Consider the following 16,115-nt stretch of genomic DNA (forward strand, 5'->3'; position numbering starts at 1 on the left):
GGCTTAGGCCTTTTGCACCGCTCGGTGATCGCGCCTTGACCTGCCTTCCCCGGTCGTCGCCAAACCTGCGATGCGATCGACGACGGCCTGCCAGGTGTGATGCTCAACGACGCGCTGCCGTCCTGACGCGCCGAGGCGCCGTCGCAGTTCAGGTTGTCGGGCGAGACGCCGTAGCGATTCGACGATTTCGCCGACGTTGCCAGGCTCGCACAGCAGTCCAGCCACGTCGTGTCCGACGATGCTCGGAATCTGTCCGACGCGGCTCGCGACTACCGGTAACCCGGCAGCCATGTACTCGAACACCTTCAGGGGAGAGAAGTAATATCGCTCGATGTGCGGCGGGCAGGCGACGGCGACGTCCATACGACGCAACCATTTCGGCACGTCGGCCGGATCAACGGCGCCGACAAAGCAAACTGCCTTGCAAACGGCGCTGCCATGGTTCGCCAACTGACGCTGGAGAGCTGGCGTCTCGGGCCCGTCTCCAACCAGAATCAAGCGGGCCTCAGGGAGTTCGGCGTGCAACAGGGAGAAGGCCTCGATCAGTGCTTCCAGTCCGTGCCACGCCTTCATGGTGCCAACGAATCCTATCGTGAAGAGGCGGTTACGGTCGGCGTCGGCGAGGCTGTCGGCAAATCGCCCCGGATCGACTCCGTTCTCGACAACATGCACATGGTCCGCTGGGTTGCACTCGCCGCGGACGTAGTCGGCCACCGCGTCGGAGACCGTTGCGACCACGCGCGCCGCGGAGAAAGCGCGCCGCGCAGCCCGTTCAGCCGTCCCGACGGCGAAGAGGCGGCGGTGCTTGCGCTGTTCTTCAACCAGAGGGGCGTTGACTTCGAGGACGCCGGGAATTCCCGCAGCGCGGGCATGTTCCATGGCGGCGTAGTTCCAGAGGGCGTGTCGTTCGTAGACGAGGTCGAATCGATCCGCGGCGGCGATGGCTTCGCCGACCGCGTCATTGGCCGCCAACAGCGACCATTCCCGTTCGCGCGGATCGTCATTCGTCGGGCACGGCAATTCGTGGACCGCCAGATCAACAAGATCAGGCGGCGATTCGCCGCCAACTCGCGCGGCAAAGAGTTCAACATGATCGCCGCGCTTGCGCCACGCGCGAATGATCTCTTGAACGTGAACCGAACAGCCCTTGCGGCCAAAGACGGGAACTCCGGGATCGGTGCAGATATATGCAATTCGCATCAGATAGCTCCAACCGTGCGAAGAGCCGTTGCGGAGGCTTGGTCGCGACTTTCAGCGAAGATGTCGCGTTGACTCGTCGAGTTACGGTCGACGTCGAAGTTCCGCTCGATCAGTTGTCGCGCGGAGGCCGCAAGTGCGTCCCGCAGCGAAGCGTCAACCATCAACCGGGCGATGGAGTCGGCTAGTTCGCGCGGGCAACGTTCGCTGACAATCAGGCCGGTCTTCTCATGCCGCACGAGTTCCGGTATCCCGGTCACATCCGTTGCAACGCACGGCGTGCCGAGCGCCATCGCTTCCAAGAGCACAGTCGGTAGGCCGTCGCGGTTACCGTCTTCGCCAATGATGCAGGGGGCTGCCACGACGGCTGCCGACTGCATGGCCTCCATAACGTCGCGCCGGCAACGCGGGCCTAGCAAACGGATCCGCCGACTGAGATTAAGCTGCGCAACGCGACGAGCGAGATCGCCGGCAAGTTCGCCGTCGCCGATGATTTCGCAGTCGAAGACCAGCCCCCGTGCCGCCAATAGAGCACAGGCGTCGATAAGGTCGGCGAACCCTTTCTTCTCGACGAGTCGACCGACGGCGACGATTTTCGCTGGTCGCGTCGTCGGGGATTGGTAAGGGATCTCCGAGAGGTCGAGTCCGTTGTAGATGCGGGTGATCTTGCCGGCGAACTCTGGATACTGCCGGCAAAGAAACTCCCGATTGAAGTCGCTGACGGTGACGACGTGCGCCGCCGACGCGATCTTCTCGCGGAGGTCGGCGGGATCGACCTCTTCGTGAAAAATGTCCTTCGCGTGAGCGGTCACGCTGTAAGGAATTCCGGTGATCAGCGACGCTAAGCGAGCTACGGATGCCGCGGACGTAGCAAAGTGGGCATGGAGGTGGTCTATCTTCTGCTTGGCAATGTGCTGCGCCAACACGACGGCGTGATACAAGTCGGCCGTCGTCGCGTGACCGACGCCGCTGAGCGCTGACAGAACTCGAGGATAGCGTCGTTGGGTTTCCCGTACTGCTTCCCAGAAGTCACTGAGTCGACAGTTTCCCTCGGGCATGTACGCGACAGCGGCCCTTACCTGCGCCAATTTGTCTTGAAAGTGCGCGTCGGACGGCGTGCGGAGCGAAAAGACGTCGATTTCCACGCCGGCCCGCTCGTGTGCGAGTATCTCGTTGACCACGAAGGTCTCGGAGAATCGCGGATATCTTTTGACGACGTAACCGACGCGGAGTGCCGGAGCGAATTCCAAGGAGGCATACGTCTGACGAGAACCGAGATCAAGCATGAACGCGTTCCTTCGAAGCAAGAGTGAGCTGGTTGACGACCGCGGTCAGTCGGTCGAGTCCAGTGAGATCGATGACGCTACTCGCTTGAGGGCGATTCAGGGGAGGATGGGCCATCCATTCGCCAATGGCCGTCGCCGTCGCCTGCGACGGATCCATCACGTCAACGAGGTTGAGCGCTGCGAGCCTTTGCGCGCGAATCAACTGTTCTCGTCGCGGAACCGTTCTCGGGACGATCAGCGTTGGCACGCCGAACGAGAGGGCCGAGCCGACCGAGTTGTACCCGCCCATCGTCACCAGCAGGTCAGCGCGTTGGATCAAGGCGTCGGCTTCAGAAAGGTAGTCGATAAGCTGCCGCCGCGGATCACCCGCGATGAGTGATTCTAGTTCGCGGCGGACGACTGGGGGCATGAATGGGCCGGCGATGAGCGCAGCGTGGGCAAAGTCGGGCAGATCTGCCCGCAGGAAGGATTGCGCAAGCCCCTCGCCGTCTTGTCCGCCGCCGACGGAGCAAACGACCAACTGCCCGTTGGTTTGTTTCAGGTTCGCGAGGATGTCGCTGTCTCGGCCATTCAGATCTCCTAGGCGTCGTCTCTGGTCAAGGTATCCAAGATATCGCGTTTTTGTGGTTAGCCGTCGGTCCCAACTGTACTCCGCGGCAAGATCGTAGACGCGGGGATCGCCGTACACCCAAATCTCGTCGTAGAAACGCTCGACCGCGGCGGCGTATGCGCCTCGCCGCCAGTCGTTGCGTACGGCAACCGCTTCGTCCAGCACGTCGCGCAGTCCCAACACCGTGCGGGCTTTGCCGCGACGGCGCAACCAAGCCAAGACGTCGTCAAGTTCGCCAGACACTCCCCTGGGAGCTTTGTCGACGACGAACAAGTCGGGGTCGAAGGATTCGACGGCGGCACGGATGGAAGCGGAGCGCATCGCCGCCAGCTCTTCGATCGGCAAATCGAGCGAGCGCGACTCATAGCAACCAGCTGGCGACTTGCAGAAACCGGGCAGCGTCAAGCAATCGGTACGGGGCGGAAGCTCCAGGGAGCAAGCTTGGCGGACGCCGGCGATTAACAATACTTTGGCCGTCGTAACGGATTCAGTGATCGCCTGAGCAATGAGCTGATTGCGGCGCAAATGCCCCAACCCCATCGTATCGTGCGAATACAAAACGACGCGGAGCTCGGCGCGGGGCAACGCAGCCGTGGAGGCTTCCATGCGCGGACCGTCGATGCGAGTGGTTGGCCCGGGGGCGCTCACGTCAATAACTCCGGATACTTCCAAAAGGCTCATGATTCGAGGTCTCGACGCTTCGCCTGGGTCGCAACGGACGGGATACGTCAGGTGCTCTTCGTCTGGGATTTGATTTTCTTAAGCGCGGCGGCGGCGGCGGTGCGCACGTTTGGATCTGCGTCGCGCGCGAGTCTTTCCAATGCCGCCGCTGCGGAGGCCGCCGGCGGTCCGATCTTGCCGAGCGCCTTGGCCGCTTGATAGCGGGTGTCGGAACTTGGATCGTTCAACGCCGCGGCCAACCCTTCGACGGCTGGCGCCGCCGCAGCGTCGATGTTTGCCAGGGCTTTCACGACGTAGTAGCGAGACTCGCCCTCGACGCTCTTCAGCGCTTCGGCAAGCTCGTCGGCGGCGGGAGCGGCCTTGGAGTCGAGTTTCGACAAAGCTTTTGCGCAGCGGTAACGAACCTTGGGATTCGAATCGGCGAGGGCCGCGGCCAGTTCATTCACGGCGGGAGCGGCGGCGCCCTCGAGAGCCGCAAGCGACTTGGCGGCGTCGTAGCGGATGTCGGCGTCGGCGTCGCTTAACTGAGTCGCAAGGACCTCGACGGAGTCTTGACCGCAGCCATTGAGGGCCGAACATGCGACGGCAATGGCCAGTCTCGCTGCGAAGGGTGAGAAGCGCCGATGCGACGTAATCGTGAGGGTCTTCAACATAAACGGCCTCGAAGAATGTAGGCGAACTGATCCGTCCGCCAGTTGATGACTACTGGAGCACCGCCGCATCGCCTTGCCCGTCAGATCTGTTGCCGAGCCGTTCGAATGCTTCGGCAGCGATCTCGTAACTCACCGAGTGAACTGATCCGTCCGCCAGGGCGGCATTGAACGCGCCAGGATGCGAAGAACCGAACAATTTCTCGCCGTCCTCTCCCCCATCGTGATCTGGCTGCGGCGGTTCGTCAGTTCGGCGGATCGTGTCTTCGTTCCAACCGACGGTATATCCTTCGTTGTCGTCGTCCTGAGGCTCGCCCAATTGGCGGACGTTGAGGCGCTTGTCGCCTGCGAGCAATGTGTGACTGAGGCCGTCAGTGACTTCCGCGATTCTTAGCGGTGTAAAACGCCTGACGATTCCTGTCTGCTCGCGGTTGCCGGCCGCATAGTCGCTCAGCGCGTGCGTCAACGTGCCGCCGGTCAGGGGGGGCTTGTATTTATCGGGCCGCTGGAACGACTGCGGATCTCGTCGAGACGGACAGAAGAAAAGCGGATTGACCGATCCAATCGCGACAATGGCGCCTTGGCTCCAAGCAGTCTGTCCTTCGATGTACGGCAGAACTTGGAAGCCCCAACCGGCAGGTTGGTTTTCTCCCACGACTGGGCGGCCATCGCGGTAAACAGGCGCCAAATCCCAATCGTGACCGCCAGTGGGAAAATAGTTATGTGCTGCATGATGTTGCTGAAACGCCAAGGCAAGCTGGCGGAGATTGTTTGAGCACTGCGATCGCCGAGCCGCCTCCCGAGCGCTTTGCACGGCGGGAAGCAGTAGCGCGATGAGCGCACCGATAATTGCGATGACGACCAGCAGTTCGACCAACGTGAACCCGCCGCATCTTTTGCCCAACGAGGCGCCAATAGATTTCCTTCGTCGGCCCAGTGCTGCGATGCCGACGCCTGCCGATGCCGCCAGAATGCCAAGGTGAGGCTCTGGCACCGCAACTGCTGCAGGCCCAACGCTTGGCGGAACTCCGAAGTTCGCCTTCCAAATCGCGAGATCGGCGGCGTCGACGTCATGATCGCCATCGGCGTCCCCTTGAGAATGCGTGGCGCCGGCGGTCAGGCCGAAACCTCGTTGCCAGCGCAAGAAGTCGGCTCCATCTTGGTCGCCGTCTCCGTCGAAGTCGGCGCTGAGCACGTTGCCAACAACGCTCAGCCTGACGGTCGTCGGGAGGTATGCCAAATCCCAACTCAGGCCTGCCGCGAGAGATGGCAGGGCCGTGCCAGCAAACGTCGTCGTCCTGGGCTGCGAGGTTCGAATCAAATCGAAGACGTCCCCCGCTGCCGGCGCGAACGTCGGAGCTAACGTCACTTCCAGGAGTCCGGCAAGCGTCGCCGATTGTGCGTCGATCGCACCATAGTGCCCGGCGCCTGACGTGCCAATCGAGCGAGTCGTTCCGCCTAATACGAAACTCGCCGTCGCCCCCGATCCGAAGTTCACGGGGCCCGCGATGTCGACTAGGCTGTCGTTGACTTCGAGACGGCCGGTTGCCGTGCCCGCGGAGGCTCCAACCTTGGTGGCAACATCGAGTTGCGGCGAAGTCACGTGACTGCGAATCAGCGTCAGCGTAGCCGTGGATGAGTTCGTGGCGAGTCCGCCGCCGCCGATGAGTTCGGCGACGACAACACGCCCCGCCGAGGCCAACTGGACGTTTGTAAGGGTAGCCATTGCTGAGGCCTGCCCGCGATTGCCAGCCGTTGCGGTGACGACAGCTAGATTTAATTGCCCGGGAACCGCAGGATTCCCGAAGCCAAGGGAGACGGATGAGTCTTCCACGCTGAGTATCGCGTCACCACGAGCGAGTCCATGGGGCGAGGCCGTCGTCACGCCGGCGTCGATGTTGGCGCCAATGGTCACGTTAGAAATGGACCGCAACGTCGCGGAACCAGTGCCAAACGGCGTGCCCAGGGATCCCGTCTGGCCGACGTCGAGGTCGCCGATAACGCTGAGCGACCCGATTCGCTCCATCACCAGGTTGCCGTTGCCAGTCGCCGTCGCGCCGGCGACAGCCGATGTCTGCCCCACATCGATGTCGCCGGCGACGGCAAATTGACCAGTCACGTCGCGCACCGTTGCCGAACCGATGCCAGTCGCCTGACCAGTGACGCTGGCCTGCAGCGACGAAACGCCTGTTTGACCTATGTCGAAATCGCCGCCGACGTCCACCGATCCGATGCGATCCATGGCTAACGTTCCGGTCGCGTGGGCGACGACGTTGTCTTCGACGAAATTGCGACCGACGAGCAGTCCTGTCGCCATCTGAACGTCGCCGACGTCGGCGATGGCCGCCGTACCGTTGGCCGTCGCCTGGCCCGAGCCGAATGAACTTCGAATATGCCCTACGCCGAGTTCGGAGCCGATGACCAACGTGGAGGCGTTCGAAAGCTGAAGGGAGCCGGTGCTTTGAGCGTTGCCGTTGTTAGAGACGCCGGCATGACCGACGTTCAGGTCCGCGCCGACCACAATCGAATTTACGCCGGCGAGCGTGGCCGAACCGTTCCCGGCGTCCTGTCCCCCGGTCGTCAGGGTACGACCGAGATCGAGATCTTTGGTTATTGAGAGCGAGGTCGCGGTCGTGACGTTGAACGTGCCGTGAGCATCGTTGACCCCGCTCAGGCTGCCTGTTTCCCCAACGTCAATGCTGCCGTGGACAGAGAGCGATCCAATGTTCTGCAACGTCGCGGCGCCATGGCCGCTGGCCTTACCCGAGCCGCCAGCTTCGCCCAGGTCGAGGTCGTTCTGGATGTCGATGAGAGTGAGGCCATTGATCGAGATGCTGCCGGATCCGGCCCCCTGCCCTCCGGCCCCGGCGTAAGTCTGTCCTACATCGAGATCTCCGGCCCCTCCCAGGCCCACCTGCAGCGTGGCGGCGCCGTTTAGGGCGAAAACCCCACTGGTCAAGACGTTGGCGCCGGTGACAGCGGTGAGCTCGTCGATTGAACCAACGTCGATGCGACTCGATGTGCTAAACGGCACATTTGCCGAAGTAACTGTTCCAGAGCCGCCATTTTTCGCGATCTCAAGGCGGGACAGATCGATCGCGCCCGCGTTAACTTTTGCCTCTCCTCCATTGCGAATCACGGCAATTCCGCCCACGGCAGGGACCGCGGCGGGCGACCAATTGGCCGCCGTCCCCCAGTTTCCTGCAATCGCGCCAATCCCCGGATTGATCCAAGTCGATTGAGCCGCCGCAAAGGAAAGAAGAGACGACCACGCGCCCATAGCTATAATCGTAAGGATGGAATGGTTTCGCATCGGATCGTTTTTCGCGAGACAAGCGGATGCATTTCACGGAAGCGAGGCGCTTTGCAACTGAATCGCCGCGTTTCTTGGCTGACAGGGTGAGGAGTGGGGGCGGCAGCCGAAGTCCGCCAAAAATCTTGCACTTTTTATCGCGATTGCCGCGTTCACTCTTTCCGAGGCGGCTCCAGCTGGTGGCGTCTCGATTGCAATCCTGTTCCGACTCACTTTTCTTGGCGGACTCGTTGCCGAAATCCGACTCCTTCTAGCGAGTCGGCTTCATGCCGGATGAACCCAGAAGCACCTGACCCACTGAGCGTGACCGGACGAACTGACCATTCGCTGTTGCGTCGTATCCGCGGCGGCGAGCAGGACGCCGCGACTGCGCTATACGTGCGGTATGCGCAGCGATTGCAGGCGTTGGCAAAAGCCAAGACGTCGCCGGCACTGGCTGCGCGGATCGACCCTGAAGACGTCGTTCAGTCGGTCTTCCGCACATTTTTCCGGCGAGCATCGGAAGGACATTACGACGTCCCGGAAGGCGACGAATTGTGGAAGCTGTTTCTCGTCATCTCCTTGAACAAAATTCGTACCCTCGCTGGATTCCATCGAGCGGCCAAGCGAGACGTGTCGTCGACTGTGGGACTCGAACATTCCGAGCCCGCGCTCGCCGCGCACACTGGGAGTCAGGAAGAGGCATTGCGGACGCTCGAAATGATCATCGACGAAACGCTTGGCGACTTACCCGAAGCTCAGCGCGAAATGATCCGTCTGCGGATCGAGGGTCACGGCGTTACGGAAATCGCCGATACGACGCGACGCTCAAAGCGATCGGTGGAAAGAGTGCTGCAACAATTTCGAAATCGGTTGGGACGCCTCGTGCTCGAGGAACAGGGTGACGATGCCGCGCACAGTTGACGCCGATTTCTGTGAGCTCGAGCGATTCATCGACGCGTTCGAGAATGCGCGCGTCGGCGCGCCGGATGCGCTCGTGGAACAATTCACGCCGCCGCGCGATCATGAGTTGTACGACGAGATTGTCGTCGAGTTGCTGCGCATTGATTTGGAACAATCATGGCAACGCGGCGAGTCGCGATCGCTGCAGGCGTATCTCGATCGATTTGGCGATGTGTTGGCGAATTCAGATTGCCTGGCGAAACTCGCCTTCGAGCACTACCGACTTCAGTGCGACTCGGGCTTCCCCGCCACGAGGGAAGATTATGCTCGAAGTTACGGCGTCGAAGTCGCTCGTTGGCCAGAACTCGAGCGATCCAGGAGGAAATCGACGAACGGGCAGAGCCGTCTGTCGTCAGACGCACCGCTTCTGCCCCCGCGATTCCCCCAAGCGGCCGAGCGTTTTCTGGACTTTGAGCTCGTGCAGGAGTTGGGGCGCGGTGCTTTTGGCTGCGTCTATCTGGCACGGCAAGCCGGACTCGCCAATCGCAACGTCGCATTGAAGCTTGTCCGCGGAACTTCCGTGGAACCCGAGCGGCTCGCCCAACTACAGCACACCAACATCGTACCAATTTATTCGGTGCACCAATCGGAGGGATGGGAAGCGGTTTGCATGCCCTATTTGGGCAGGAACACGCTGCAGGACGTCACTCGGGCAGCCCGCCGCAGCGGACGATTGCCTCGTTCCGGACAGGAGTTGTTGACGACTGTCATCGCCAGGCAGAGCGAGACCGTCGTCGCGCCGGGGCGCGGAGCCGAACCATTGCCCGCCGTTGAGGCAGGCCAAACGCCTCTCGTCGATCTAGCCCCATCGATTCGTACCCGACTTGAACACGCCAACTACGTCGATGCCGTCGTCTGGATCGTGCTTCAAGTCTCCGCCGGCGTCGCGCATGCTCATGAGCGGGGCATCCTCCATCGAGACCTGAAGCCGGCAAACATTTTATTGGCCAACGACGGTCGTCCGATGGTCCTCGACTTTAACCTCTCGGACCAGATCAAACCGCATTTCGGGCGCGCCGCCGTCGTCGGCGGAACGTTGCCGTATATGTCGCCGGAGCAGTTGCAGTCGCTGGAATCGGGAAGTCGGATCGATGAGCGCAGCGACGTCTATTCGCTTGGCGTGATTCTTTTTGAATTAGTCGCAGGTCGGCTGCCATTTGAATCGCCTCCAGCGTCGGGGTTCGACTCTGTCCCTGCGCAGATTGAGGCCCGGCAATCGGGCGCACCCTTGGTGCGGAACTTCAATCAAGATGCGCCGCCATCGATCGAGTCATTGATCGCGCATTGTCTGGACGCGGATCCGAACCTCCGGTACCAGTCCGTCGATGAACTGCGTGCTGACCTACAGCGGCACCTCGACGACCTCCCATTGATCCACGCGCCGGACCGATCAGTCCGGGAACGCGTCGGCAAGTGGATGCGTCGTCATCCGAAGCTGGCTTCGGCATCAAGCATCGGCGTCATCGCGCTTGCGATTCTGGCAAGCTTGACCGTCGGTTGGGCAATTCGCGAGCGCCGATTTGCGCGCGTCGAAGCGCAGCAACTCTTCAGCGATTTTATGGAGAGATCAGCAGAAGCACGGCTGCCGCTAAGCATTCCAGGCGCGGACGCGGAAACTCTGGATGAGGGAGTTGCGGCGGCGCGGAAGCAACTCGCCCGTTACGAAGTCTTGAACGCCGCTGACTGGAAGTCGGCCCCAAACTATCGCCTTTTGCCTCAGCAATCGCAGGTTGCGCTGGATGCCGCGATCGACAAGACGAAACGTTTGATCGATTCTGCCGAGGATCGCCGCGGAGGCGCCGCGGCAAACGCGCTGCCAGCTAACGGAGACGACGAGACGACAGTCGTCTCCTTGCTCAGGCAGGGGCGTTATGACGATGCGGCGCCGCTTTTGACCGAGTGGCGCGACAAGGAGCCCTACGACCTCGGCGCATGGATGCTGCTCGGCAGCGTTAATGCGGGCATCGGCAATCTCCAGGAGGCGGAAGAGTGCTTTACCACCTGCACTCGTCTCCGGCCGCAGTTCGCGTTTAGTTATTTTCAACGCGGTCTGGCTCGCTTGGCGCAGCGTCGCTATCTCGGCGCTATCGACGATTTCGGCGCCCACATGCGGCTTGGCGGCCAACGCGTCCCCGCGCTGGTGAATCGAGCCTTAGCCCATCATGCGAATGGCAATGCTCAGGCGGCGCTCGATGATCTGAACGCCGCGCTCGCGGCCGGAGCCGCCCAAACTCGAATCTACTTCATTCGCGCGGAAGTGCGTACCCGCCTCGGCGACGCGGCAGGAGCAGCCGCCGACCGCGAGCTTGGGCTAAGCTTGACGCCGCGCGATTCAGTCAGTTACCTCGCGCGTGGCTCCGCACGACTTCCAAATGATCCTGAAGCAGCCTTGGCGGATTTCCAAGAGTCCTTGCGGCTCGACCCCGGCTCGCGCATCGCCAAGCAAAACATCGTTCACGTCTTGGGCGACCGATTGCAGCGACCAGAGGAGGCCCGGGCGATGCTCGACTCAATTTTAGATACGAACCGTCATGACTTCCGAGCGCTCGCCAGTCGTGCGGTGCTGAGGGCGCGGGCGGGCGATCGGGACGGTGCGGCAACAGATGCCATTGCCGCGCTCCAAGGTGATGACGACCCAACCATTGTGCTGCAAGCGGCGTGTGCCTTTGCTCGATCGGCCGCGACGCACCCGCCGGACAAAGTGAAGTCGTTGCATTTGGCGGCGCGAGCTGTCGGCGCCAAGCCAGAGCTGAGCGCTATCGCCGCTCATGATCCCGACCTTGAAGCTCTCCATGACACGGAGGAGTTTGTACGCATCCTACGGGCGGCGAATGTGATCCTCTCAGGCGGGGCCGAATCGAACGTGCAAACGTCCAACAAATGAAGTTAACACTCGTGAAACGAAGTCATAGCCACAACCGCAGTCGCCAGCCGGCCCTGGAAATTCTGGAGTCGCGGGCGCTGCTTGACGCCGATGCCCTCCTCTGGGGTGGAGATGCGCATCTAACGCTGAGCTTTGCCCCCGACGGAACTCAGGTCGCCGGGGTTTCAAGTTCGCTCTTCTCGACGTTCAATGCCGTGGCTCCGTCGGAGCAGTGGCAAGAGACGATTCTTCGCGCCTTCCAAACCTGGGCCGTTCAGACCAACGGCGGCATCGGCGTCGTGAGCGACAGCGGTGCAGCCTTCGGCGCTTCGGGCGCCTCACGGGGCGACTTGCGATTCGGCGACATCCGAATCGGCGCCGCCCCGTTAGCCACTGGAGCTTTTGCCATAGCCATACCGGCCAGCGACGTCCTTTCCGGGACGTGGGTCGGCGACGTTATTTTCAACAGCAATGCTGCGCTAAGTTCGCTGGATGATATCTTCGCCGTCGCCGTGCACGAAGCGGGCCACATTTTTGGGCTAGAGCACAGCGCCGATCCGTCGTCGCCGATGCATGTGCATGGGATTACCCCGGACACCACGCCCACCGCCGGCGATATCCTGCGGCTCCAGCAACTCCACGGCGCCCCTCAACCTGACTTCAACGAGCTAAAGAAGCAGAACGACTCGATTAACGACGCCACTCACTTGCAACTCGACAGCATTGGACTTGCGCCGGAAGGTTCGGCCCCCACGGTCTTGTACGGGGCCATCTCGACCGATGCCGATCGTGATTATTTTCGATTCCAGGCGCCGGGCGACTACGTCGGGCTTGCGACTTTCGTGCTGCGAACCAAGGGCATCAGCCTCCTCGCGCCCCAGCTATCACTTTTAGACGACAACGGCAGCGTCGTTGAACTGCGAAGTTCCGCGCGCATCGACGGCGATACGTTGACGATCTCAGTACCAGTAATCCCTGACAGCCACTGGTACGTCGTCGTGGACTCTGCGCGGAGCGATTTATTCGGCGTTGGCGAATATTCGTTGACGTCGATCCTCGACGACCGGAATATGATTGACCAGGCAACCATTGACCGAGCCGCGGACGGGACTTTGCGATTTCTGCCGCCTGACGAGATCGCCAAGCTGTTCGACCCGGCCGGAGATGACGACCTACCCGATTTCTTCGAGGACAATCATATCGACGACGATCAGGCGGCCGGAATTGCCCTGGAGTCGACGCCGGGCTTTCCGATTGGAACTCGCTACGAGGCGATCGGCAGCATTTCCGATCCCTCCGACGCCGATTTTTATGTCGTCACGTCGCCCCAAAGCGGCGGTAGCGTGATGACAATTCGGATCCGCTCGCTCGAAGCAGGTGGCGTGACGCCGCGGGTTGAAGCGTTTGCGGAGGATCATACTCCGCTGCCGCTGACAGTTCTCGTCAATGGAGCCGGCGAGTACGTCGTCCAAGTTTCGAACGTCGTCGCTGACAGCGAGGTGACCTTTGGCGTTCGCGCGGCGGAGTTGACAGGTCTCTTCAGTGAGGGCAATTATCAGCTGACCGTCGGCTTCGGCAGCGAGGTTGTGAGTCTAACGGCGGCGGCGGCCGGTTCGCTCGACGCCGCCCATCCCGCGGCTGAGCATGCCCTGTACGTCGCCTTACCTCAGCTGTTTCATTTCGCGCTAGCGGTCCCAGCGGCGCCGGGAGTGGCCAATGCGGCAATTGTCACAACGATCTTCGACGAAAATGATCAGATCGTCTTTCGCGTGGCCGCCCGACCGGGAGAAATCAGAACCGCGGGAAGCGTCTTACTAAAGCCGGGGACCTATCGCCTGCAGGTCGCGGCGATCACGCTCGGAGGCGTCCTTACCGGCGAACTGGACTACTCGCTGCTCGCCCGAGTGAGTTCCAACCCATTCGTCGCCAACCCCAACGATCCGACGTTCCACCCTGAGTTTCAATGCACCGACCCCGGGTTCGAGGGTCTTTACTGCTATCCCGGCAATTTCATTTCGCCGGACCCGTTTCTATGGGACCAATTCATCAACACACTGCCCGAGCCGCCCACGGCGCCGACGCTCACGCAACTCATTTCCGACCTGCTTGGCGATTGGTGGCAGTTCGTGTGGGCACAGACCGGAGCGAATGGCCCCCCGCTGGCGCAAAACGACGTGGTGCGCGTCGCTCCAAATGCGAACGCTCCGGGCGGCGCCCCGTCCGCAAACGCCTCCATGAACGTTTTGTCAAACGACATTGACCCGGAGCACGGCGCCGTCGTCGCCCTATTGAAATCAGGGACGACTAACGGAACGCTTACGCTTGAGCCCGATGGGACGTTTACCTATGTCCCCAGGCCTGGATTCGTTGGCGTCGATACGTTCACCTACACCGCTTATGATTTCACTTCTGAGTCCGCGGCCGCGTCGGTGCGCATCTCAGTCGGACTTCGCGGCGACTACGATCAGGATGCAGCCGTCGACGGCACGGACTTCCTAAAGTGGCAACGTGAGCTTGGCGCGATCGTCGCGCCCGCCGGAAGCGGCTCCGATGGCGACGGCAATGGAACGGTTGACCAGCCCGACGTCGTGGCGTGGCAGGATAACTTTGGAATTTCTGAAGTCGCGCCAACCGCGACTCCCGGCGACTTCGACGTCGACGGGCTGGTTGATGGGGCTGACTTTCTCCTTTGGCAACGGACGTTCGGCGCCGTATCGACGCCTCCGGGCAGCGGGGCCGACGGTGACGCAAGCGGCGCGGTGGACGGCGGCGATCTCGCAGTTTGGGAAAGTGCGCTCCCGAGTCCGCCGTTGGCGGTCGCCCAATCCCTTGCTTCGACGGCGTTTAGCTTCCAAGCCTCGCAAGTTGCCAGCCTATCGGCGGCCGAGGAGTCGTCGCCCCTGGCCGGGCTGCCGTTGAACACTACAAAACCAGTTGCGAATTCGTCGACCCCTTGTCCCAGAAGCGGTCGCCCTCACTCGGAAGCGTTCGCGGCAACTCGTCAGTCAGGCGAGGAGCAGCGTTCGGCGGAGGTCGTGCGCAGATATTCTCGTGCCAGCGAATGGGAAGGCCCCCAAGTTCACAGAACGACGCCACGGCGAATCGACGGCCATTTCGCCTTGGACAGCGCCTTCGACGAAATTGGGAAACGTCACATCGGAGACGACCCATCGCGTTAGCCATGCCTTTGAGGACTGCCAATGACGACCGTCGGTCTCGGAGCGGGTTTACTCTCGTCGAGCTCCTGGTCGTTATCGCTATTATTGGGGCACTCGTGGCGCTGCTGCTGCCCGCCGTTCAGGCGGCCCGCGATACGGCGCGACGGACCCAATGCGCTAGCCAGATCAAACAACTCGCCTTGGCAGCGCTAGAATACGAAGGGGTGCACAAACTGCTCCCTGCAGCAGGGTTCGCGAAACTGAAAAGCGAGCCCCCCGCAGTGTCGGATGAGATTATTTACAACCCGTATGCCGGCATCCAGTTCAGCTGGATCGTTACCTTGCTCCCGCACCTGGAACAAGCCGCTCTTGCGCGGCAATTCGATCCGGCCAGGCAAATCTTTCAGCAAGCCGGCAATCCGCAAGCGACTCGGCTTCCCTTGCTAATCTGCCCGAGCGACGGCTCGCAGCCAAGCCTCCTGACACATGCGGGTCTAACTCTGGGGCGTGAATTTGCGAAGGGAAACTACGCCGCTTACACAAGTCCGTTCCACATCGACCTGCAACTCATGTATCCAGGCGCTCTGATCGCCGGTGGCCAGGACCTCGCCGCGATCGAGGACGGCACGACTCACACGATCGTGATGGCTGAGATCCGCACTCACGAATCGCCGAGCGACTCGCGCGGCGCCTGGGCACTGCCGTGGCCTGGCGCCACGCTGCTGTCGTTCGACATGCACCCGCACGGCTGGGGGGCCAATCACGACGGGACGGGGGCCGGCGACGGTTACCATGCCCAGATTCGATCCCCGTACGAGGCAAGTTCCGAGAGCCTTGGCGAGTCGATGCGACCAAACAATCAAGGGCCCAACGCCGACACGATCAAGCTCTGCCAGGGTGAACTACAGCGAGCGGCCGCTGATGCGCGAATGCCCTGCACGCTCGATCTACCCCCCGGAACGCACGGCTACATGACCGCCGCCCCCCGAAGCCAACATCCGGGCGGAGTTAACGGCGCCTATCTCGACGGTCACGTGCAGTTTCTGCCCGACGACATTGACGAATTCGTGATGGCCTACTCGGTCAGCGTCAATGACGGAATGATCAACCAATAGGCTCCCGCATACTTCGTTGGACCTACTGTCGACGATTTTTTTTGGCCTAGAAACCGCCCGTTCGCGCGCACTGCATCGATTGGGACGCGAACTTTCCAGAATTGGGGGTCAAATCCTGTCGTCCGAAAGTCGGAGGCCGTCGCTCCTCCATTTCACTTGCGGTTAATGCGAATTTCGAGCGGAGAGGACAGGATTCGCCCGGGCAGTTTTCTGTAACTGCCGCATGTCGAAGAGTTTGCGGCCTAACGTGAGGGAGTCATTCGGGTTACGAACTTCTAGTTCATTCTCGTTACTCCCCGT

9 protein-coding genes are annotated in these 16,115 nt (G+C 61.5%); 4 read left to right on the forward strand and 5 right to left on the reverse strand.

Annotated features, from left to right (window positions below; all coding sequences use genetic code 11):
- Nucleotides 1-3 precede the first annotated feature (3 nt).
- From I41_RS03885 to I41_RS27920, 5 genes are all read right to left on the reverse strand, one after another.
- Nucleotides 4-1,200: a glycosyltransferase family 4 protein gene (locus tag I41_RS03885; RefSeq protein ID WP_145431086.1), complete on the reverse strand. Its 1,197-nt coding sequence runs from the start codon at nt 1,198-1,200 to the stop codon at nt 4-6.
- Entirely contained in the window at nt 1,200-2,483 is a 1,284-nt protein-coding gene (locus tag I41_RS03890; RefSeq protein WP_145431088.1) for a glycosyltransferase family 4 protein, read from the reverse strand. The genes I41_RS03885 and I41_RS03890 overlap by 1 nt, the downstream gene beginning before the upstream one ends.
- Nucleotides 2,476-3,741, reverse strand: coding sequence for a glycosyltransferase family protein (locus tag I41_RS03895; protein WP_168206665.1), 1,266 nt, complete (start codon nt 3,739-3,741; stop codon nt 2,476-2,478). Before I41_RS03895 ends, I41_RS03890 begins: the two co-directional genes overlap by 8 nt.
- An 80-nt stretch (nt 3,742-3,821) precedes the next feature.
- Nucleotides 3,822-4,427, reverse strand: coding sequence for a HEAT repeat domain-containing protein (locus I41_RS03900; RefSeq protein WP_168206666.1), 606 nt, complete (start codon nt 4,425-4,427; stop codon nt 3,822-3,824).
- A 49-nt stretch (nt 4,428-4,476) separates the two neighbouring features.
- Entirely contained in the window at nt 4,477-7,704 is a 3,228-nt protein-coding gene (locus I41_RS27920; RefSeq protein WP_246133797.1) for a DUF1559 family PulG-like putative transporter, read from the reverse strand.
- 336 nt (nt 7,705-8,040) lie between these two features.
- On the opposite strand from I41_RS27920, the gene I41_RS03910 reads away from it, so the two are divergent.
- The 4 genes from I41_RS03910 to I41_RS03925 are packed head-to-tail and all read left to right on the forward strand — an operon-like array spanning nt 8,041 to nt 15,815.
- Complete coding sequence (locus I41_RS03910; protein WP_168206667.1) at nt 8,041-8,640, forward strand: RNA polymerase sigma factor; 600 nt, start codon at nt 8,041-8,043, stop codon at nt 8,638-8,640.
- Nucleotides 8,624-11,563, forward strand: coding sequence for a serine/threonine-protein kinase (locus I41_RS03915; RefSeq protein ID WP_145431096.1), 2,940 nt, complete (start codon nt 8,624-8,626; stop codon nt 11,561-11,563). Before I41_RS03910 ends, I41_RS03915 begins: the two co-directional genes overlap by 17 nt.
- Nucleotides 11,564-11,574: 11 nt before the next feature.
- Nucleotides 11,575-14,721, forward strand: coding sequence for an Ig-like domain-containing protein (locus tag I41_RS03920; protein WP_168206668.1), 3,147 nt, complete (start codon nt 11,575-11,577; stop codon nt 14,719-14,721).
- 2 nt (nt 14,722-14,723) lie between these two features.
- Entirely contained in the window at nt 14,724-15,815 is a 1,092-nt protein-coding gene (locus I41_RS03925; protein ID WP_145431100.1) for a DUF1559 family PulG-like putative transporter, read from the forward strand.
- Nucleotides 15,816-16,115 lie beyond the last annotated feature (300 nt).

It is taken from the genome of Lacipirellula limnantheis (assembly GCF_007746075.1).
GTDB classification, from domain to species: domain Bacteria; phylum Planctomycetota; class Planctomycetia; order Pirellulales; family Lacipirellulaceae; genus Lacipirellula; species Lacipirellula limnantheis.

Excerpts from the sequence above, each read along its gene's own strand:
- I41_RS03885 (WP_145431086.1), bottom strand. The coding sequence starts at position 1,200 with ATGCGAATTGCATATATCTGCACCGATCCCGGAGTTCCCGTCTTTGGC.
- I41_RS03890 (WP_145431088.1), bottom strand. The coding sequence starts at position 2,483 with ATGCTTGATCTCGGTTCTCGTCAGACGTATGCCTCCTTGGAATTCGCT.
- I41_RS03900 (WP_168206666.1), bottom strand. The coding sequence starts at position 4,427 with ATGTTGAAGACCCTCACGATTACGTCGCATCGGCGCTTCTCACCCTTC.
- I41_RS27920 (WP_246133797.1), bottom strand. The coding sequence starts at position 7,704 with ATGGGCGCGTGGTCGTCTCTTCTTTCCTTTGCGGCGGCTCAATCGACT.
- I41_RS03915 (WP_145431096.1), top strand. The coding sequence starts at position 8,624 with ATGCCGCGCACAGTTGACGCCGATTTCTGTGAGCTCGAGCGATTCATC.
- I41_RS03925 (WP_145431100.1), top strand. The coding sequence starts at position 14,724 with ATGCCTTTGAGGACTGCCAATGACGACCGTCGGTCTCGGAGCGGGTTT.